The following is a 19310-nucleotide window of genomic DNA, read 5'->3' as shown; positions in this document are numbered from 1 at the left end:
ATCTGTCCAGGGGGCCGAGGTCGGTCGTCGGCGTCAGTCGCTCCTCGCGCCATCGAGGCCGGACCGTTCGGCCAGCGGCACTCTTCACAGAACCGATGGCCGATCGAGAATCCGGCATCGGACTGGAGTGGAAGGGGCCGCGCTCGCGGCGAGGAGTGCAGCGGGTCGAGACCGCGGGGGGTTCCAGGAACTTACCCCCCGTCGCTCCCGATCACGCTACTCATATCGGAACGGTACGGCCGACAGTCGCAGGTTACTTACCCGCCGGAGGGCCTACATCGAACAATGAGTACCGAGGCCGAGGAAGTGAACGAGGACCGACGGAAGTACGAGTTCCGGAAGGTCATCGAGGAGCTCACGGAGTACGAAGGCTCCGGCACGCAGCTCGTCACCATCTACATCCCCCCCGACAAGCAGATCTCCGACGTCGTCGCCCACGTCACCCAGGAGCACTCCGAGGCGTCCAACATCAAATCCAAGCAGACCCGGACGAACGTCCAGGACGCGCTCACGTCGATCAAGGACCGGCTCCGGTACTACGACACCTACCCGCCGGAGAACGGAATCGTCGTCTTCTCGGGTGCGGTCGACGCCGGCGGCGGCCAGACGGAGATGGTGACGCGGACGCTCGAGAGCCCGCCGGAGCCGATCCAGTCGTTCCGCTACCACTGCGACTCGAACTTCCTGACCGAGCCGCTGGAGCACATGCTGACCGACAAGGGCCTGTTCGGCCTGATCGTCCTCGACCGCCGGGAGGCCAACGTCGGGTGGCTGAAGGGCAAACGCGTCGAGGCCGTGAAGTCGGCGTCGTCGCTGGTCCCCGGGAAGCAGCGGAAGGGCGGCCAGTCCGCCCAGCGGTTCGCCCGCCTCCGGCTGGAAGCCATCGACAACTTCTATCAGGAGGTCGCAGGGATGGCCGACGACCTGTTCGTCCCGAAGCGCCACGAGATGGACGGCATCCTCGTGGGCGGTCCCTCGCCGACGAAAGACGAGTTCCTCGACGGCGACTACCTCCACCACGAACTCCAGGACCTGGTGGCGGGGAAGTTCGACGTCTCCTACACCGACGAATCGGGGCTGAAGGACCTCGTCGACGCCGCGAGCGACGTCCTCGCCGACCAGGAGGTGATGAAGGACAAAGCCGAGATGGAGGAGTTCTTCGAGCAGCTCCACACCGGCGAGAAGGCGACCTACGGGTTCGAGCCGACCCGGAAGAACCTGATGATGGGGTCGGTCGACCGGCTGCTGCTCTCGGAGGACCTCCGCTCGGACGTGGTGATCTACGAGTGTCCCGAGGGCCACGAGGAGTACGAGGTCGTCGACAGCCGCCACGGCGACCCCGACCACGAGTGCAGCGAGTGCGGCGACGAGGCCGAGAAGGTCGGCCGCGAGGACGTGATCGAACACCTGATGGACATCGCGGGCCAGCGCGGCACCGAGACGAAGTTCATCTCCACCGACTTCGAGAAGGGCGAACAGCTTCACGACGCCTTCGGCGGGATCGCCGGGATCCTGCGGTACTCGACCGGGGTGTAGACACGCACTTTTTTGTCCTTCCGTCGATGTCGGGGCGATTACGTCGATCGGTCATCGCCGTACGCTGCGTTCGTAACACACGCCCGAAACGATCGACTCTCTCCCACGCCGAGCGAGCAGTCCCGGCGGTGCGGATGTCGCCCCGGAGCGGATGATTGTCGACGCGTGCCCCGTCCCGGTCGCGGGCGGCAGACACCGACGTGACATTGAAATAATATAGTACTCTGGCTGTGGTATGGGCGCCACGGATGGTGACGTGGAGTATGACAATCTTCTGACACACGTCTTAGTGAACGGGCTCGGGTTCGGTGCGCTGTCGACGGCCCTACCGGTGAACGTCCCGCCGCTCTACCTGTACGCCGCGACGTTCGTGGTCCTCGATTTCGGGGTCGTGAACACGTACTTCCACGTGTTCACGGGGCGCTCCCACGGATTCGTTCAGAACCCGTTTTCGCTTGCGATCCCCGCGGCCGTGCTGATCGCCGCAGCCGGGGTTCGGTATATGACAGCCACCTACCGGCAGGCGCTCGATCAGATGGATCTCCGGAGGCGGAGCGACCGTGCCGAGCACCCATCGTACGCCGGATTCGAGATTTCGCGCCGCACGAGAGCGACGTTCTACATCGTCGTTCTTGGCGGGTATTATCTGTACATCGTCGGTATCATCGGGCTTTCGTCCTACGTCGAGACGTTCGGCGTCGTCTCGACCGCCGCGTTCGCAGGGGTGATCTACCCGCTCGGGTACGTTCCGATCGCGGTCGATTTCGTGATGCAGTTCGCCTCGATCCAGTTTGTACTCCCCGTGCAATTGACGAAGATCCGACCCACCCCTGCGTTCCTCGACCCGCGCAACCTCGGCGGGTTCTACCCGATCGGGGAGCTGTTCAAACGAACGTACTACGTCTACACCGCCGGCCTGCTGTTGTATCTGGTTTACATCTACGGCCCACCCCTCACCGGGCTCGGAACGGCGGCTGTCTCCCGAGTGGGCACCGTAGAGGCCGGGTTCTTCACGGCTCTGTGGCTGCTTGGACTCGTCGCCGTGGGGAGTTCGATGTTCACGGTACACCGACTGATGGCCAGCGAAAAGGACTCTCACCTCAGTCAGCTCGAACAGCAACTCCACGACATCGTCACCAACCCCTACGACATCTCGTCCGCCAAACTCCACGACAACCCCGAAGTTGAACAGATCCAGCGCCGCATCGAGCAGGTGCGGTCGATGCGGGAGTACCCGACGACTGTGAACACATCGCTGCAGTTGCTGGTCTCGCTGCTTGCTCCCGAAGTCATCAATCTGCTGTTGAATTCCGTCTCGTAGTAGTCGGGTGCCGGGACGGTACCTGCAGTCGATCAATCGTCGAGCATCGATTCGAGTTGCCGGCGCCGACGCCCCAGGTCCACGAAGGCGTCGACCGACTCGTCGGCCGCGAGCCGATCCAGCGTCAAAAATACGTCCGCGCCCGCCCGCTCGGCGTGGTCGACGAGCGCCCCGATTGCCGGCCGGTTCAGCGCCACCGAGTCGAGATGTCCGATCGCGAGCAGCAGCGCCGCGCCGCCCTCGCCGGGTGGGATCGCCTCCGGCGGCGCCGGGCCGGAGAGCGGGCCGTCCGCGTCGGCGTCGGTCGGTCCGTCGAGCGCGACCGTCCGAAGGCAGCGCGGGCAACTCCCGACGACGGCCGCGCCGTCGGGCGTATGCTCCCTGACTGCGGCGGGGACGGCGATCCGGACCGGTTCGCGGTCGCACTCGGGGCAGCGATTGGGGTTGGTCATATCGGTCGGTACGAGGGCCCGCCTGAAAGACGCTGTCGCCGGCCGCGGTCGGCCCCCGGCCCCGACGGACCGGTACCCATTTGCGGCTCACTCCCGTAGCAACCCCAACTGAATGGCCTCCGATTCCCACTCGTCGCTCCGGGACCCGCGAACCCACGTCCGCGCGGTCGGCGGCGCGTTCGCCGTCGTCGCGCTCGTCGTCCTGCTCGCGTCAGTCGCCGTGGCGCTCGGGGCGCCGCTGCTCGACGCCGCCGGGATCGCCCGGGGAAGCGCGCTCCGGTTGGCGTTGCGGAGCACGTTCCAGTTCGTCGGCTTCGGCGTCGCCGGCGTCGGCTACCTCCTCGTGACCGACCGGGTCGACCTCGTTACGGTCCGGTGGCCGACCCGGAACGATCTGAAGTGGTTCGGGCTCGGGTTCGCCGGACTCCTCGGGCTGTACGTCGCCGCCACGGCGGTGTTCGGCGCCCTGGGCGTCAGCGGGGCCGACAGCGCGATCGTCGAGCAGGGCGCCGACCAGCCGGTCTACTTCCTCTATCTGGTGCCCGTGACGATCCTGCTGGTCGGGCCCACCGAGGAGCTGATCTTCCGGGGGATCCTCCAGGGGCTGTTCCGCGAGGCGTACGGCACCGCCGTCGCGGTCGCGGTCGCCAGCGCGGTGTTCGCCGCGGTCCACATCTCCTCGTACAGCGGCGAGGGGCTACTTGCGACCCTCGCGGTGGTGCTGTTGCTCGGCGGCGTGCTGGGTGTCGTCTACGAGAACTGTCGAAACCTCGCGGTCCCGGCGGCGATCCACGGGCTGTTCAACACCGTGCAGTTCGCCGCGGCGTACGCGACGACGACCGGGCTCGTCGGGCCCTGACCCGGAACCACCGTGGGATCAGCCCGGCTCAGGCGGGGTTCTTCCGGGCGAGTTCCATCCCGCAGACGGGACACCGGTCGCGGTGTTCGTCGAACTCGCGGCCACACCCTTGACACTGGAACGTCCACTCGCGGGTCTCGGAGATCCCCTCGCGGGCGATCACCTTCACCGCGACGTCGACGCGCTCGGCGACGTTCTGGATGGCGTAGTCGTCGGTGACGAGGACGCCGTCGAGCTCGAACGCCGCCGCCAGCAGTCGGAGATCGGTCTCGGAGAGTTCCTCGGCGTCGCCCGTTTCGCGGGCGGCCCGCTTGATCTTCTCGACGGTGTCGCCCGCGGGGATGTGGACGTGCATCCCGGAGCCCTCGTCGGCGTCGTAGCGGTACGACGCCTCCCCCTCAAGTTCCTCGCGGACCATCGGGATCGACGCGATGTCGTCTGTGGTGTGGTACTCGTTGATGAACGCCGAGGAGTCGAGAACTTGCATCGGCTCGTCAGGGGGGGTTATTTGAGCACGACCGCGTCGTCGACGTCGCGGACGTCCGAGACGGGGATCGAGAAGGCGGTTTCCCCCTCGTCGGTGGTGGTTTCGAACCGGTGTTGCTCCGGGACGACGTCGTCGAACGGAGAGACCAACAGGTCGTTGATCGTCCCCGTTTTGGTGTTCATCTGGATGTTGCGAAGGACGCCGATGTACGTCCCGCTCGACGTCATTACCTCCTTCCCGGAGAGGTTCTCCGCGAGTTCGTCTGCCATACCCCGCACTACTGCGTACTGTTACATAAACGCCACGGGCAACGCGGTCGACGCGCGTCTGACGGGCGGTGTGGCGGGGATGTAGGGGTCGGCACGTCGGGTCGGGGATCGACACGCGGGTTCCGAGCAAAGCGAGGATCCGAGCAGCCGATCCTGCGGGGGATGCGGCCGGTCGGTGGCGGAGTCACGCCCCCTGCACCGACACGACGGGTGATTCGCCCGTGGACGCCCCGGAACCGTCGTCTCGGAATGACGATGGACTTAACTACAGCCCAGAACTGTAATACACCCAAGGAACTTCTCCGGGGTGATTCTCTATGTCTGATACCGACGCCGACGCCGGCCCGACGGTCGAACCGGACTCGCTGCGGACGCCGATCGTGGCGGTGTTAGGCCACGTCGATCACGGGAAGACCACGTTACTCGATACGATCCGCGGGTCGGCCGTCAGCGAGGGCGAGGCCGGCGCGATCACCCAGCACATCGGGGCGACCGCGGTCCCGCTTGAGACCGTCTCGGAGATGGCGGGCGACCTCGTCGACCCCACGGACTTCGACCTCCCCGGACTGCTGTTCATCGACACGCCGGGGCACCACTCGTTTACGACGCTGCGCTCCCGCGGGGGCGCCCTCGCGGACATCGCGGTCGTGGTAGTCGACGTCAACGACGGCTTCCAGCCGCAGACGATCGAGGCGCTCGAAATCCTGGAACGCACCGGCACCCCGTTCGTCGTCGCCGCCAACAAGGTCGACACCACGCCGGGGTGGAACCCCAAGCAAGGGTCGCCGATCCAGGCGTCCTACGAGTCCCAATCGGAGGCTGCCCGCGGGCGACTCGACGAGAACCTCTACGAGATCATCGGCGACCTCTCCGACGAGGGCTTCTCGGCGGACCTCTACTGGCGGGTCCAGAACTTCGCGAAGAACGTCGGGGTCGTGCCGATCTCCGCGATCACCAGCGAGGGCGTCCCGGACCTGCTCGCCGTCCTGATGGGGCTCTCCCAGCGGTATATGAAAGAGCAGATGGCGGTCGACACGACCGGGCCCGGCGCGGGGACGGTGCTCGAAGTGAAGGACGAGCGCGGGTTCGGCGCCACCGTCGACATCGTGCTCTACGACGGCAGCGTCCGCGCCGGCGACGAGATCGTCGTCGGGGGGACCGACGGCCCGATCGTGACCGAGGTCCGGGCGCTGCTCCAGCCGCGCCCCAACGCCGAGATCCGTGTGGAAAAGCGGTTCGACAAGGTCGAGGAGGTCCGCGCCGCCGCGGGGATCAAGGTCGCCGCCCCCGACCTCGACGACGCGATGGCGGGCGCACCCATCCGAGTCGTCCGCGACCGGGATCAAGAGAGCGTGATCGAGGAGGTCGAGTCCGAGCTCGCGGAGATCCAGGTCTCCACCGAGGAGGAGGGGGTCGTGGTCAAGGCCGACACCCTCGGGAGCCTGGAGGCGATGGCCAACGCCCTCCGCGAAGCGGAGGTCCCGATCCTCCGGGCGGAGGTCGGCGACATCGCGCCGCGGGACATCGCAGTCGCCTCGACGGCGAACGAGGAGAAACACCGCGTCGTGCTCGGCTTCAACGTCGAGGTCCTGTCGAACGCCGAGGCCGAACTCGACGAGAGCGAGGTCCGGCTGTTCGACGACGACGTGATCTACCAACTCGTCGACGAATACGAGGAGTACGTCGGCGAACTCGAACGCGCCCAACAGGAGACGGTGCTCGACAAGATCGTGCGGCCGTGTCGGTTCCGGATCCTAGAGGACCACGTCTTCCGGCAGTCCGATCCCGCCGTCGTCGGCGTCGAGGTCCTCTCGGGCACGCTGAAGAACAACCAGCGGGTCGTGAAGTGGGAGGGGTCGGCCCCGACCCGGATCGGGCAACTGTCGGGGATCCAAGAGCAGGGCGAGGACGTCTCGGAGGCGCGGTCCGGAACCAGGGTGTCGGTCGCGATCGACGGCCCCACCGTGGGCCGGCAGATCGAGGAGGGCGACGAACTGTGGGTCGAACTCCCCGAGAAACACGCGAAGATCCTCGAACAGGAGCTCGCAGACGACATCCCCACCGACGAACTGGAGGCGCTGACGGGGTATCTCGACAAACACCGGAGTCGGGACCCCTTCTGGGGGGAGTAGACCCAGACGACAACGCGATCAGGTTGGTCGACGACGACCTCCCGTTCCGAACGTGTGGGAACTCCAGCCGATATTTATTACCGATCCGCCCGGATACGAGGTATGGATTCGGAACTTCGACCACTGCTGGGGATGGAACTCGACGACTCGGAGATCGACGAGATGTTGCGGGAGACCGGCGCCGGCGTCCTCTCGATGAGCGCCGACGGGGTACCGTACGGCGTCCCGCTGTCGTTCGGCTACGACGGCGACCGCCTCTACTTCCTCTTTGTGGGCGCGACCGCCGACTTCCGGAAGGAGACGTACGCCGAGCAGTCCGACGAGGTGAGTTTCACCGCCGTCGACGTCGGCCCCGACGGCGCGTGGCGGAGCGTGATCGTGTCGGGGCCGCTCGACCGGATCAGCCCCGAGGAATGGGACGCAGCCAGGGAGGCGATGCTCGACAACGCCTACCGGTCGGACCTGCTCGCCGACCACGAACTCCGGGAGAACCCCAACGTGTGGGCGCTCGACGTCGAGGAGCGGTCCGGCCGCGCGGTCGGCCAGTAACGGGTGCGGACCGATCGGTGCCGACGCCGCCAGGTGTTTTGGCCCATATCCCCGTAGTCGGCGGTATGGTCTCCCGCGAGAACGCGGTCGTGCTGGCGTCCGGCACCCTCGCGCTCCTCCTCGGGTACGGCGGACTGTGGCTGACCGACCTCGGTACCGAGGTGCTGATCGGTACAATCCTGTTCGTCGGCGTCGTAACGCCACAGCTGGTCAACGGGTATATCGACCGGAAACAGGAGGACTGAGGCTTACCGCGCGGTCGGCGTCAGCCCGTCGCCGACGGTGTTCATCACCTGCAGGGCGGCGGAGGCGGCCAGCCCGCGGGCCACCTCGTCGCGGTCCTCGTCGGTCAGCCCGGATTCGAGGTCCTCCTCGTCCGGCGCGAAGCCCGCGCTGACCGGGCGGCCTGCGGGGGGTCGGACCGCGACCGTGGCCTGCGGGCCGTTGCTGCCGTAGGAGAGTTCCGACCCGACGGCGTACCCCTCGGGGAGGTACGTCTGGGTCCGGGAGACGATGCCGGCGACGGCGGTCCGGAGCGCCCGTACCTGCGCCGCCGAGAGGTCGACGTCCTCCGGGCGGCCCGCGTCGACGACGCCCGGAGCACCCGCGTATGGGTTGTTTCCGTTCATTGAATAAAGACACGTGTTCTACGTGGACAGCCCAAATAAAGCCGTCGGCGGGGGCAAGGGAGTTTCGGGACCGCGGGGCGGTCGACGCGACCGTCAGTACTGGTACGGCGTGTGCCCCGGGATCGTGGTCTGTTCCTCGGCGTCCTCGATCTTCTCGTAGGCGTCGTCGAAGTCCCGGCGGCGAACCTCGGCGCGGCCGTCGCGGATCGCGAACATCCCGGCCTCGGTGGCGAGGGCCGCGATGTCGGCGCCGGAGTACTCCTCGAGTTCCGCCGCCAGATCGGCGAAGTCGACGTCGTCGGAGACGTTCATATCGCGGGTGTGGATCTCCAGGATCCGCTCGCGGCCCTCGATGCTCGGTTTCGGGACCTTGATGAGCCGGTCGAAGCGGCCGGGGCGGAGGATCGCCTCGTCGAGCATATCGAAGCGGTTCGTCGCGGCCATGATCCGGACCTCGCCGCGGTCGTCGAAGCCGTCCATCTCCGAGAGGAGTTGCATCATCGTCCGCTGGACCTCGGCGTCGCCGGAGGTCTTCGAGTCCGTCCGCTTGGAGGCGACGGCGTCGATCTCGTCGATGAAGATGACCGCAGGCTCGCGCTCGGCGGCGAGCTCGAAGAGGTCACGCACGAGCCGGGAGCCCTCGCCGATGAACTTTCGGACGAGTTCCGAGCCCGCCATCTTGATGAACGTCGCGTCGGTCTCGTTTGCGACCGCCTTCGCCAGCATCGTTTTCCCCGTCCCCGGCGGGCCGTAGAGCAACACACCCGAGGGGGGGTCGACCCCGACCGTCTCGAAGAGTTCGGGGTTGGTGAGCGGCTCCTCGACGGCCTCCCGGACCTCCCGGACCTGGTCGTCGATCCCGCCGATGTCACCGTAGGAGACCGTCGGCGACGCGTCGATCTCCATCGCCTGCGCCCGGGAGTCGGTCTCGTCGTCGAGCAGCTGCTGAATGGCGAAGGAGTCGTTGATCGCGACCCGGTCGCCCGCCTCGAGCTCGTCGTCGAGATGCGGCGAGATGTCGGTCAGCACCTCCTGGTTGTTGCCGTGCTGTTTGATTACGACACCGTCGTCGGTCAGCTCCTCGACGGTCGCGAGGTACAGCGAGGAGGTCTTCAGCGTCTCGTTGCGCCGCTTCAACCGTTCGAGTTCCTCCTGGAGCTCGTTGCGGCGGTCGGTGGCCTCCGAGAGGCGTTCGTCGAGTTCGTCGTTGACGGCGACGAGCCGCTCGTAGTGCTGGCGGATCGCCGACAGGCGTTCGGCGTCGGACATCTCCGGATCGAGGTCTAAACGCGGACGATCCGGGATCGACGGGCTCCGGGACATCAGTTGATTCGGGTAAGAGTCGGGTGTAAATGTGCCTTTGGGTAACCCCAGTCGCTTGTGAGGATCGACCCGCCGGTTCGGGGCCTGTCGCGCGCGACGATGGTTACCCGGTCCGCTCGCCCTGGTAGGAGCCGTCGTAGACGTCGTCGTGGGAGGCGGCCGCGAGGACGAACTGCGCCACCCGCGCCCCGCGCTCGATCCGGACCGGGTGGTGGACCTGAAGCAGTCCCTCGCCGCGACCCTCGTAGCCGGCGTCCCAGACGGCGGTGTTCAGCATACACGAGTTCCGCAGCAGGGTCGACCGGGGGTAGAGGAAGCCGACGTGGTCTTCGGGGACCGCGATCGTCTCGGCGTACTGGAGGATGTAGCCGCCCGGTTCCAGGTGGAAGACGTCGTCGTCGGGCGCGACCGGCTCCCGGTCGCCGACGGTCTTGCCGTCGGTGTCGATCCGTCCGGGCGTCACCTGTCGGCGCACGTCCGCGACGGTGAGATCGACGCCGTTGGGCTGTACCTGCTCGTCGGTGACCTCGGAGAGACACGATGCGACGTACGCGCCCGACCGGAACATACACCCACGGCGTGAGCGGCCGTCCAAAGCCGTTCCGGACTGCGATGACGTGGGCGGGCGTCGGAAACCCCTCCGGACTGCGATGACGTGGGCGGGCGTGCAAAGCCGTTCCGAACCGCGACGGCGGGGCCGCGAGTGGGTTCGGCTCGGCGGCGGCCGACGAAACAGCCGCTGAGACGGCTCTCACGGCCGGATAGCTTAGGAATTGGTACGTATATAATGCACATACCATCGGCCTCCAACACGCGGGATTTATAGTTGTCGGCCGTCGATCTTTCGGCGCTATGGGACAAACGCTCACCGAAAAGATTCTGGACGATCACCTGGTGGAGGGTGACCTCGAACCCGGCGAGGAGATCGGGATCGAGATCGACCAGGTCCTCACGCAGGACACCACCGGAACGATGGTCTGGCTCCAGTTCGAGGCGCTTGACCTCGACGAGGTCCAGACCGAACTCGCGGCGCAGTACTGCGACCACCAGACCTACCAGTTCGACTTCAAGAACACCGACGACCACCGCTTCCTCCGCTCGGCGGCGGGGACGTACGGCGCGTACTTCTCCCGTCCGGGTAACGGCATCTGCCACAACGTCCACAAGGAGAACTTCGCGGCGCCCGGCAAGACGCTGCTCGGGTCGGACTCCCACACCCCGACGCCCGGCGGCCTCGGCCAGTTCGCGATCGGCGCGGGCGGACTCGACATCTCCGTCGCGATGGGCGGCGGCGCCTACTACGTCGAGATGCCGGAGGTCGTCAACGTCCGTCTCGAGGGCGAACTCCCCGAGTGGAGTACGGCGAAGGACGTCATCCTCGAGATGCTGCGACGGCTCTCCGTGAAGGGCGGCGTCGGCAAGGTCTTCGAGTACACCGGCCCCGGCGTCGAGACCCTCTCGGTGCCCGAGCGGACCACGATCACGAACATGGGCACGGAACTCGGCGCGACCTCCTCGATCTTCCCGACCGACGAGCGGACCCGCGAGTACCTCGCCCGCCAGGGCCGTCAAGAGGAGTACGTCGAGCTCTCGCCCGACGAGGACGCCGAGTACGCCGACGAGATCGTTCTCGACCTCTCGGAGATCGAGCCGCTCGTGGCCGCGCCGTCGATGCCGGACAACGTCGTCCCGGTTCGGGAGGTCGCCGGCGAGTCCGTCGACCAGGTCATCGTCGGGTCGTGTACCAACGGCGGCTACGAGGACATCCTCCCGGCCGCGAAGATGCTGGAGGGCCGCGAGATCGATCTCAAGACCGAGATGATCGTCGCGCCCGGCTCGAAGCAGGCCTCTGAGCTCCTGGCCCGCGACGGTTGGACCGCCGAGCTGATGGCGGCCGGCGTCAACTTCTCGGAGGCGACCTGCGGCGCGTGCATCGGGATCGGCCACGTCCCCGCCTCGGACTCCGTCTCGGTGCGGACGTTCAACCGCAACTTCGAGGGTCGCTCCGGGATCGAGGACGACTCCGTGTTCCTCTCCTCGCCGGAGGTCGCCGCGGCCGCGGCGCTCAAGGGCGAACTCGTCGATCCGCGCGACCTCGCCGACGAACTCGACGACCTGGAGGCGCCGGGCGTCGAACTGCCCGACCAGTACGACGGCTCGAAGACCGACATCATCGAGCCCGAGGAGTCCGTCGACGACGGGCTCGTGAAGGGGCCGAACATCGGCGAGGCGCCGATCGGCGAGCCGCTCGACGCCGAGATCGAGGGTGAGGTGCTCCTGAAGATGGCGGACAACATCACCACGGACCACATCATCCCCGCCACCTCCGACATCCTGATGTACCGCTCGAACATCGAGAAGCTCTCGGAGTTCACCCTCTCCCGCGTCGACGACACGTTCGCCCAGCGCGCGCTCGACGCCGACGGCGGCGTCCTCGTCGCCGGCGAGAACTACGGCCAGGGCTCCTCCCGGGAGCACGCCGCGATGTGCCCGCAGTTCCTCGGCATCGAGGCGGTGCTGGCGCAATCGTTCGCCCGCATCCACAAGGCGAACCTGTTCAACTTCGGGATCCTCCCGCTCGCGATCGACGACGACACCTACGAGCGGATCGAGCAGGGCGACGACGTGGAGGTCGTGACCGACGTCGCGCCAGCGATCGCGTCCGGCGAGACCGAGTTCACGATCCGCGTCAACGACGACTGGGAGGCCACCGCCGAACTCGACGCCTCCGAGCGCGAACGCCGGATCCTCGAGGCCGGCGGCAAGCTCCGGCTCACCAAGGAGCAGTACAGCCAGGGCGGCAGCGGCGCCGCCCCCGCCGACGACTGATCGGCGGCCCACCGCGCGGCAGTTGAGTTTTTTTACGCCACGCCGGAGCGACGGCGCCGCCGTCCGAGCGGCTGTGGACACCCCCCCACGCCGGCCGGCGGGTTTTTTGTCGCACACCGCCGAACTCGGGGGTGAGATGGATCCGTCCGGCGGCGAGCGGCGCGGAGCGGACGGCGGGGGACCCGCCGGGCCGGCGGTTACCGTCCGGCCGGCGGGGCGGGCGGACCTGCTGGACGTCCTCCGGATCGAGCGGGAGTCCTTCGCGGAGCCGTGGCCCTACGCCGCCTTCGAGTCGCTGCTGGACGCCCCGGCGTTCCTCGTCGCGGTCGACGACGGGGCCGACGGGCGGTCGCTTCTCGGCTACGTCGTCGGCGACGTGACCCCGAACCACGGCCGCGACATCGGCCACATCAAGGACCTCGCGGTCCGTCCCGACGCCCGCGGCGCGGGCATCGGCCGCCGGCTCCTCCGGGAGGCGCTCGCGGAACTCTCCCTGTCGGGGGCGGTGGTCGCGAAGCTCGAAGTCCGGGAGGGCAACGACGCCGCGCGATCGCTGTACCGCGACGAGGGGTTCGAGCCGACCCGACAGGTGCCGCGGTACTACGGCGACGGCGAGGACGCGCTGTTGCTCGTGACAGAGCTGTGACCGTCGCCGCCGGGATCCACACGCCCTTGTGTCGGGGCACCGTAGTCAAGGTATGGGCTTTGCGTGTCCCGTCTGTGAGATTCCCCACCAGGACGCGACCCACCTCGCGAACCACCTGGCGTTCACCGCGATGACCCACGGCGACGACCACGAGGCGTGGCTCGACGACCACGTCCCGGAGTGGGCCGGGTACGGGGAGGCCGAACTCGCCGCGGCGGTCGAGGACCTCGCCCCCGAAGCCGAGTACGAGCAGGTGTTCGAGGACACCGTCCGCGCTCGCGGCGGCGTCGGCGGGGACCACGGTCACGCGCACAGCCACGACGGATCACCCGCAGGCATCGACCCCGGGGCGGCGGCCGCGACGGGGCGGGGCGACCTGGACGAGGCGGCCCGCGCGGTGCTCGAGGAGGCCCGCGAGTTGACTGCGGAGATGCTGACGGAAGACGACGACAGGGACGCGTCCGGGACCGACGCGGACGAGGGACGCACCGACCCGGAGGGGGATGGTCGCGACGGCGCGCCCGATACCGACGCGGACGACGGCGACGGCTGACCCCCGGTCGGACGGTGCGATCGGGAGACCGCGTCAGCCACTTTGTGCCCGAAGCCGTCAGTGATAGTATGCCTAGTTGCCCGGACTGCGGCGACGACACCACGAAACGGATGGCCGTGATCGACCCCTCGGAGCTCAGGGAGGAACGCGACTACTGTCTCACCTGCGAGAAGTACGTCGACGACGACGCCCGGCCGCCGGCGGCGGAGTGACCTCGCGACCCCGCTGTGGGGCACGGAAGCCGAAGGCGTTTGTGCGTGACCCGCCGAGACGTGCGTATGGACACCGAAGGGAGCCTCTCGCCCGAGTCGGTCGACGACGCACGGGCGGCGTTCGACGCCGCCGGCCCGACCGCGAAACAGGTGATTCGCGAGGCCGCAAAGGCGATGGAGTTCGACCGCGAGGAGTACCGCGAGCGGGTGACGGGGCCGGTGATCGAGCGCGCCAGGAACGTACTGTTCGCCGACCGGCTGGCCGTCACCGTCGGCACTCGCGAGGAGTTCGACGCGTGGGTCGACGATCGCCCCGAGTACGAGGTCACGCTGTTCGGAAGCGACGACGTCGACCGCGTGGTCTGGCACGCCGCGCCGTTTGCCGGTGAAGTCGTCGCCGCGACCTTCCAGAACGAACGCGACGCGGCCGTCGGAACGCTCAGACGACAGGCGTTCAGCCGGCTCTACCGGCCACGGTTCGAGGCGGACGGCGGGGCGGCCGACGCGGCGGGGTCGGTCGACGCTCCGGGTGAGGACGACGCGACCGAAAGCGAGCAGTGACCACGGTTAAGCCCTGCCGACCCGGAGTCCGACCCGATGAGCGACGACGGACACAGACACGACGCCCTGGCGGAGCCGGAGTGGCCCGTCATCGAGTCGGAGACCGAGTACGAGACCGGGTGGTTCACCGGCGGGTACGACCTAGTCGAACAGCCCAACGGGACGACAAAGCGCTACTACTGGGCGGAGTTGGCGACGGCGGTGGTCGTCGTCGCGGTCCAGGACGACTCGGTCGTGTTCGTCGAACAGTACCGGCCCACGGTCCGGGAGACGCAGTTCGAGCTCCCGGCCGGGATCGTCGAACGCGGGGAGTCGTTCACCGCGGCCGGGGAACGAGAACTCCGGGAGGAAACCGGGTTCGCGGCGGGCAGCACCGCGCTCCTGCAGGACTTCTGGGTCGCAACCGGGCTGCTTCGACACCGTCGCGGGTTCGTCTTTGCCACCGACTTGGAGCCGGTCGACCCCGACCTCGACGACAACGAGTTCCTGTCGGTCCGGTCGGTGCCGGTGAGCGAGGTGCTCGACGTGGCGCGCTCGCAACCCACCAACGACGCGACGCTCGAAGGGATCCTGCTCGCACGCGAGGAGGATCTGCTCTGAGGGCCGACCCGCCCGAACGCCAACGTTAACCGACGCGATAGCCTCCGGCCGGATATGTTCGAAGGGCGTCCGGACCGCGAGGAGGTGGTGCTCGTCGGCCGGTCGAACGTCGGGAAATCCACGATAATGCGGGAGCTGACGGGCCACTCGAAGATCACCACCGGCCGAAAACCGGGCGTCACGCGGTCGCCGAACCACTTCGATTGGGCCGCTGAGAACTTTATGTTCACCGACCTCCCCGGGTTCGGGTTTATGTCCGGCGTCGAGGAGGACCGACGCGAGCGGATTAAAACCGACGTGGTCCGGTACATCGAAGCGAACGCCGAGGACATCCTCGCGGGCGTGCTCGTGGTCGACGGCAAAGCCGCAGTTGACATCATCGACCGCCACTCCGGCCCCGACGAGATCCCCCACGACGTGGAACTGTTCGGGTTCCTGTGGGACCTCGACATCCCGACGGTCGTCGCGGTCAACAAGATGGACAAGGTCGACGACCGCGACGAGCGGCTGGACGCGCTCTGCGACCGTCTCGGGCTCTACCCGCCGTGGCAACAGTGGCGCGAGACCATCGCCCCCGTCAGCGCGAAGCGCGGCGACATCGAGGCGTTAAACGAGGCGCTCGGGGCCGCGTTCACCGACCAGAAGCGCGATGACCTCCTGAAGTTCGTGAGTTGAGCCGTCGGACCCGGACGGCGTCGAAACGGTGGCTCGGTGAGAAGGTGTCATCACACGGGGCTGAGTGGGGGTAACCCTCGTCATCGCCACCGGGTACGGGTGGTCGCCCGGGCGTCAAGAATCCCCCGTTCGGTCGTCGTCGGGGAGCGTCACTCCGACACCTGTTCGGTCCACGCCGCGTTGTCGGCGTGAGCCTCCGCCGCCGCTCGGATCCCGTCGGCATCGAGTACCCCTTCCTCGGTTGCGACGCCGTCGACGAGCGCTCCGGGGACGGTCTCGAACGTCGGCGCGTGGACCGACACGTCGGCGTCGCCGTCGTAGACCGCCTCGGGAGGCGACGGTTGCTCCGGTACCGACTCCCCGCCGTCGGCCGGCCGGATCTTGAGCGTCGACGCGACGACGTACGTCGGGACCCCGGCGTCGCGTGCGGCGAGCGCGAGGATCCGGGTGCCGGTTTTGTTCACGACGTCGCCCGCTGGCGTGACCGCGTCCGCGCCGACGAGAGCGGCATCGACGTCTACCTCGGTAAGGGCGGTCGGGAGCCCCGCCTCCGTGGTCAGGGTGACGGCGGCGTCGGTGTCGGTTGCGGCCCGCTCCGCGACGCCGACACCCTCCCGCTCCGGCCGGGATTCGGCCACGACGAGCCGGTCCGGCGACAGCGACGCCAGCGCCGTCCGGACTGTCCCCGACCGCGAGAGGGTCGCCACCGCGGTCGCGTCGGCGTCGCCGAGCCGACCGACGGCCGCCTGCGCTGCCCCGTCTCCGGCCGCGAGGACCGCATCGAGGACGGTGACCGCGCAGTCGACGACGGCGTCCGGCTCCGCGGGGACCGGCTCGGCGGCTGCGACCGCCCGGTCGACCGCGTTCGCGACCGCGGCCATCTCCGGGCGGGCGGTCCGGAGGTCGCGGGCGACCGCGGCGACAGTCTCCCACGTTTCGGCCTCAGTGGCGGCGTCGCGGAGGACTTCCAGCGCCCGAGCGGCGATCCACGCCGAGCCGTGCGTCCGGTCCTGGCGGACCGTCTCGACGGTCGGAGCGACCCGGCGCCACGCCGTCCACAGCCCCGGGGCGGTCTCCCGGGTCCGGATCGCGGTCGGATCGACCCACTCGACGTCGTCGAACGCGCCCTCGGCAGTTCCCGGCCGCGTGTCGGTCTCGAAAAGCACCGGCAGGACGGCGTCCGCCGCCCCGTCGCCCTCGGGGAGCGGTCGCCCCGCACGGACGAACTCGAAGTCCCCGGTCTCCGAGCCGAACGCCTCGCGGAGCAACCGCCGGCCGGCGGTCCCGACGGACGGATCCGTGCCGTCGACGCGGCCGGAGGGTACGTCCCGGTATCCGGAATCGGGGGACGCCGCGTCGCTCCGGCGGCCGAGCAGTACCCGCCGGCGGTTCCTGAGGAAACACCGGACCACGCGCGTCATCGCCACGGGCTTGGCCGGCCGTCCGAAACGGTCTTTCGGTGCGGTGGGGCGCGTGGCGACCGGCCACCCGCCGGACGCGCCGACTTCGATACCGGACACGATGGCCAACACCTGTCCGCTTTTTTGTCGGCGTCGCAACCCGTAGGTATGGAACTGTTCGCTGTCCCGAATCTGCCCGAGGTGCGACCGGGCGACGACGTCGGCGCGCTACTGCGCGACCGCGCCGATCTCCGCAACGACGACGTGGTGTGTGTCGCCTCGACCGTCGTCTCGAAGGCCGAGGGGCGAAGCGTCGATCTGGCGTCGTTCCCGGCCGGCCCGCGGGCGCGGGAGTTGGCCGACACGCTCGCCGAGCACGCCGCCGGCGATCCCGACCCACGGTTCGTGCAGGCGGTACTGGAGGAGAGCGTAGAGGTGCTGATGGAGACGCCGTTCCTGCTGACGGAGACCCGGTTCGGGCACGTCGGCGTCAACGCCGGCATCGACCGGTCGAACGTGCCCGAGGGCGACGTTCTACTCCTGCCGGAGCGACCCGGAGACAGCGCCGCGCGGATCCGCGAGTCCCTGCCCGCCGACCGCGTCGTGGTCACCGACACCTGCGGGCGGCCGTTCCGGCACGGCCAGCGGGGCGTCGCGATCGGGTGGGACGGCCTCCAGCCGAGCCGGGACTGGCGCGGCGAGACCGACCGCGACGGCCGCGAACTCGGCGTCACCGTCGAGAACGTCGTCGACGAACTCGCCGCCGCGGCCAACCTCGTCGCCGGGGAGGGTGACGGCGGCACCCCCGCGGTCGTGGTTCGGGGCTTCGAGTGGGGCGACCACGCCGGCAGCGACGAGCACTTCCGGGAGATCGGGACCGACTACGTCCGACAGGCCATCAGGGGGTGGTCGTATGCGTGAGGACGCGTCGGCGACTCTGGGTGTCGAACTGACGCCGGAGGAGCCGATTCCGACGGTCGTCGACCGCGGGGTCGCCGCCGAGGCGGCGGGCTACGACGTCGCGTTCGTGTCGTGTCACTACAACAACCGCGACCCGTTCGCGACCCTCGCGCGGCTGGCGGGCGAGACCGACGGGATCCGGCTGGGGCCGGGCGTGGCGAACCCCTACGAACTGCATCCCGTGACGCTCGCGAGCAAGACCGCGACGGTCGCGGAGCTGTCCGGGGGTCGAGCCGCCTTCGGGATCGGCCCGGGCGACCCCTCGACGCTCCGGAACCTCGGACTCGACGACGAGCGGGGGCTCCGGTCGGTGCTCGAGGCGTTCAAAGTCGCGGAGGACCTCTGGGCCGGCGAGCGGGTGACCCACGACGGGACGTTCGAGGCCGACGACGCCGGGCTGAACTTCGAGGTTCCCGGGGAGATCCCGGTGTACGTCGGCGGCGAGGGGCCGCACATGTGCCGGATGGCCGGGAAGCACGCCGACGGCCTGCTGTTCAACGGCTCCCACCCCGAGGACCTGTCGTGGGCGCGTGACCGCGTCGAGGAGGGGACTGAGGACCGGCCGGACGAGCGGGACCCGTTCGACCTGCTGGCGTACGCGAGCGTCAGCGTCGGCCGCGACGCCGAGGCCGCCCGCGAGGCCGCCCGGCCACCCGTGGCGTTCATCGTCGCCGGCGCGGCCCCGCCGGTGCTCGATCGACACGGGATCGACGCCGACGACGCGGCGGCGATCGGCGACCACATCGCCGCGGGGGAGTTCACCGAGGCGTTCGGCCTGGTCACCGGGGGGATGATCGATGCGTTCTCCGTGGCCGGGACGCCCGAATCCGTGACCGAGCGGATGGCCGCGCTCCGCGAGCACACCGAGGGGATCGTGATCGGGTCGCCGCTGGGGCCGGACCCCGAGGCGGCGGTCGAACTCGCGGCCGAGGCGTGGCGGGCAAGCGCGCCGGAGTAGCCGGCTGTCGGGACGGCAGGGGGCCTGGCGCTCGGGGAGTTCCTACCGTGCCGTCTCCCCGGAGTCGGCGTCGGGGGCGCTCGCGCCCGACCCGGTGAGCGCGTTCCGGAGCGCCCCGACGACGAGGTAGCCGAAGACCCCGATCGCGGCGGTCGTGAGTCCGCCGCCGATCAGAAAGGAGACCGCGGTGAGCGGGTCGACCCCGAGGAAGACGTCGAGCAGGAAGATCCGAACGAGATCGAAGACGCTGACGACCAGTTGGACGATGAAGTCAACGACGGTGACCATACCCGTTCTTTGTCGCCATCGTATTAGTGTGTACGGAACGGACGGTCGAGCCGCTACGCATTTGTCCCGCC

The 19310-nt window shown here is 68.7% G+C and carries 23 protein-coding genes; 15 read left to right on the top strand and 8 right to left on the bottom strand.

All coding sequences use genetic code 11. The annotated features are described in order from the left end of the window. The first annotated feature begins 285 nt into the window (after positions 1-285). Both prf1 and H5V44_RS12625 read left to right on the top strand, forming a co-directional pair. Positions 286-1536: a peptide chain release factor aRF-1 gene (gene prf1 / locus H5V44_RS12630; RefSeq protein WP_185193489.1), complete on the top strand. Its 1251-nt coding sequence runs from the start codon at positions 286-288 to the stop codon at positions 1534-1536. Positions 1537-1771: 235 nt separating this feature from the next. Continuing rightward, a complete protein-coding gene (locus tag H5V44_RS12625) occupies positions 1772-2857 on the top strand; it encodes a hypothetical protein (RefSeq protein WP_185193488.1) in 1086 nt (361 codons plus the stop codon). A 32-nt stretch (positions 2858-2889) separates the two neighbouring features. Here H5V44_RS12625 and H5V44_RS12620 read toward each other — a convergent pair whose 3' ends face one another. Next, positions 2890-3309, bottom strand: a complete 420-nt coding sequence (locus tag H5V44_RS12620; protein ID WP_185193487.1) for a DUF6276 family protein — start codon at positions 3307-3309, stop codon at positions 2890-2892. Positions 3310-3421: 112 nt separating this feature from the next. Between H5V44_RS12620 and H5V44_RS12615 the strand changes: the two genes are divergently transcribed. Further along, positions 3422-4168 (top strand): CPBP family intramembrane glutamic endopeptidase, encoded by a 747-nt coding sequence (locus H5V44_RS12615; protein ID WP_185193486.1) that lies wholly within the window; start codon positions 3422-3424, stop codon positions 4166-4168. 28 nt (positions 4169-4196) lie between these two features. On the opposite strand, the gene H5V44_RS12610 is transcribed toward H5V44_RS12615, so the two are convergent. Together H5V44_RS12610 and H5V44_RS12605 are read right to left on the bottom strand one after the other, a co-directional pair. Continuing rightward, a complete protein-coding gene (locus tag H5V44_RS12610; protein ID WP_185193485.1) occupies positions 4197-4655 on the bottom strand; it encodes an NOB1 family endonuclease in 459 nt (152 codons plus the stop codon). A gap of 17 nt (positions 4656-4672) precedes the next feature. Then, the gene (locus tag H5V44_RS12605) at positions 4673-4924 is read right to left on the bottom strand and encodes a PRC-barrel domain-containing protein (RefSeq protein ID WP_185193484.1); all 252 of its coding nucleotides are present in this window, start codon (positions 4922-4924) and stop codon (positions 4673-4675) included. 317 nt (positions 4925-5241) lie between these two features. Here H5V44_RS12605 and infB point away from each other — a divergent pair, with 317 nt between their 5' ends. The 3 genes from infB to H5V44_RS12590 all read left to right on the top strand — a co-directional run bounded on the left by infB (position 5242) and on the right by H5V44_RS12590 (position 7850). Then, positions 5242-7056: a translation initiation factor IF-2 gene (infB, locus tag H5V44_RS12600; RefSeq protein WP_185193483.1), complete on the top strand. Its 1815-nt coding sequence runs from the start codon at positions 5242-5244 to the stop codon at positions 7054-7056. Between the two features lie 102 nt (positions 7057-7158). Further along, positions 7159-7605 (top strand): pyridoxamine 5'-phosphate oxidase family protein, encoded by a 447-nt coding sequence (locus H5V44_RS12595; protein ID WP_185193482.1) that lies wholly within the window; start codon positions 7159-7161, stop codon positions 7603-7605. A 65-nt stretch (positions 7606-7670) separates the two neighbouring features. Further along, positions 7671-7850, top strand: coding sequence for a hypothetical protein (locus H5V44_RS12590; RefSeq protein ID WP_185193481.1), 180 nt, complete (start codon positions 7671-7673; stop codon positions 7848-7850). A gap of 3 nt (positions 7851-7853) precedes the next feature. Here the strand turns inward: H5V44_RS12590 and H5V44_RS12585 are convergent, their stop codons facing one another. From H5V44_RS12585 to H5V44_RS12575, 3 genes are all read right to left on the bottom strand, one after another. Then, positions 7854-8234, bottom strand: a complete 381-nt coding sequence (locus tag H5V44_RS12585) for a DUF5811 family protein (RefSeq protein ID WP_185193480.1) — start codon at positions 8232-8234, stop codon at positions 7854-7856. A 93-nt stretch (positions 8235-8327) separates the two neighbouring features. Further along, positions 8328-9557 (bottom strand): proteasome-activating nucleotidase Pan2, encoded by a 1230-nt coding sequence (gene pan2, locus H5V44_RS12580; protein WP_185193479.1) that lies wholly within the window; start codon positions 9555-9557, stop codon positions 8328-8330. Positions 9558-9660: 103 nt separating this feature from the next. Next, positions 9661-10125, bottom strand: a complete 465-nt coding sequence (locus H5V44_RS12575) for a deoxyuridine 5'-triphosphate nucleotidohydrolase (protein ID WP_185193478.1) — start codon at positions 10123-10125, stop codon at positions 9661-9663. A 284-nt stretch (positions 10126-10409) separates the two neighbouring features. On the opposite strand from H5V44_RS12575, the gene H5V44_RS12570 reads away from it, so the two are divergent. The 7 genes from H5V44_RS12570 to engB all read left to right on the top strand — a co-directional run bounded on the left by H5V44_RS12570 (position 10410) and on the right by engB (position 15633). Then, on the top strand, positions 10410-12386 hold the full coding sequence (locus H5V44_RS12570) for an aconitate hydratase (protein ID WP_185193477.1): 1977 nt from the start codon (positions 10410-10412) through the stop codon (positions 12384-12386). Positions 12387-12522: 136 nt separating this feature from the next. Further along, entirely contained in the window at positions 12523-13032 is a 510-nt protein-coding gene (gene rimI, locus H5V44_RS12565) for a ribosomal protein S18-alanine N-acetyltransferase (protein ID WP_185193476.1), read from the top strand. 52 nt (positions 13033-13084) lie between these two features. After that, positions 13085-13585 (top strand): DUF5810 domain-containing protein, encoded by a 501-nt coding sequence (locus tag H5V44_RS12560; RefSeq protein ID WP_185193475.1) that lies wholly within the window; start codon positions 13085-13087, stop codon positions 13583-13585. 68 nt (positions 13586-13653) lie between these two features. Next, positions 13654-13797 (top strand): hypothetical protein, encoded by a 144-nt coding sequence (locus H5V44_RS12555; RefSeq protein WP_185193474.1) that lies wholly within the window; start codon positions 13654-13656, stop codon positions 13795-13797. Between the two features lie 66 nt (positions 13798-13863). Continuing rightward, positions 13864-14358 (top strand): DUF5809 family protein, encoded by a 495-nt coding sequence (locus H5V44_RS12550; RefSeq protein WP_185193473.1) that lies wholly within the window; start codon positions 13864-13866, stop codon positions 14356-14358. 36 nt (positions 14359-14394) lie between these two features. Continuing rightward, positions 14395-14958, top strand: coding sequence for an NUDIX hydrolase (locus H5V44_RS12545; protein ID WP_185193472.1), 564 nt, complete (start codon positions 14395-14397; stop codon positions 14956-14958). A gap of 54 nt (positions 14959-15012) precedes the next feature. Continuing rightward, on the top strand, positions 15013-15633 hold the full coding sequence (gene engB / locus H5V44_RS12540; RefSeq protein WP_185193471.1) for a GTP-binding protein EngB: 621 nt from the start codon (positions 15013-15015) through the stop codon (positions 15631-15633). Between the two features lie 149 nt (positions 15634-15782). Here the strand turns inward: engB and H5V44_RS12535 are convergent, their stop codons facing one another. Continuing rightward, a complete protein-coding gene (locus tag H5V44_RS12535; RefSeq protein ID WP_185193470.1) occupies positions 15783-17054 on the bottom strand; it encodes a translation initiation factor 2 in 1272 nt (423 codons plus the stop codon). A 147-nt stretch (positions 17055-17201) separates the two neighbouring features. On the opposite strand from H5V44_RS12535, the gene H5V44_RS12530 reads away from it, so the two are divergent. Both H5V44_RS12530 and H5V44_RS12525 read left to right on the top strand, forming a co-directional pair. Beyond that, positions 17202-17954: a coenzyme F420-0:L-glutamate ligase gene (locus tag H5V44_RS12530; RefSeq protein WP_185193469.1), complete on the top strand. Its 753-nt coding sequence runs from the start codon at positions 17202-17204 to the stop codon at positions 17952-17954. Continuing rightward, entirely contained in the window at positions 17947-18951 is a 1005-nt protein-coding gene (locus H5V44_RS12525; RefSeq protein ID WP_185193468.1) for a 5,10-methylenetetrahydromethanopterin reductase, read from the top strand. The genes H5V44_RS12530 and H5V44_RS12525 overlap by 8 nt, the downstream gene beginning before the upstream one ends. 42 nt (positions 18952-18993) lie before the next feature. Here H5V44_RS12525 and H5V44_RS12520 read toward each other — a convergent pair whose 3' ends face one another. After that, complete coding sequence (locus H5V44_RS12520) at positions 18994-19239, bottom strand: hypothetical protein (RefSeq protein ID WP_185193467.1); 246 nt, start codon at positions 19237-19239, stop codon at positions 18994-18996. Positions 19240-19310: the final 71 nt, after the last annotated feature.

The organism is Halobellus ruber (assembly GCF_014212355.1).
GTDB classification, from domain to species: domain Archaea; phylum Halobacteriota; class Halobacteria; order Halobacteriales; family Haloferacaceae; genus Haloquadratum; species Haloquadratum rubrum.
Note: the sequence above shows the minus strand (reverse complement) of the source record. Positions and strands in the feature narration are given on the sequence as shown.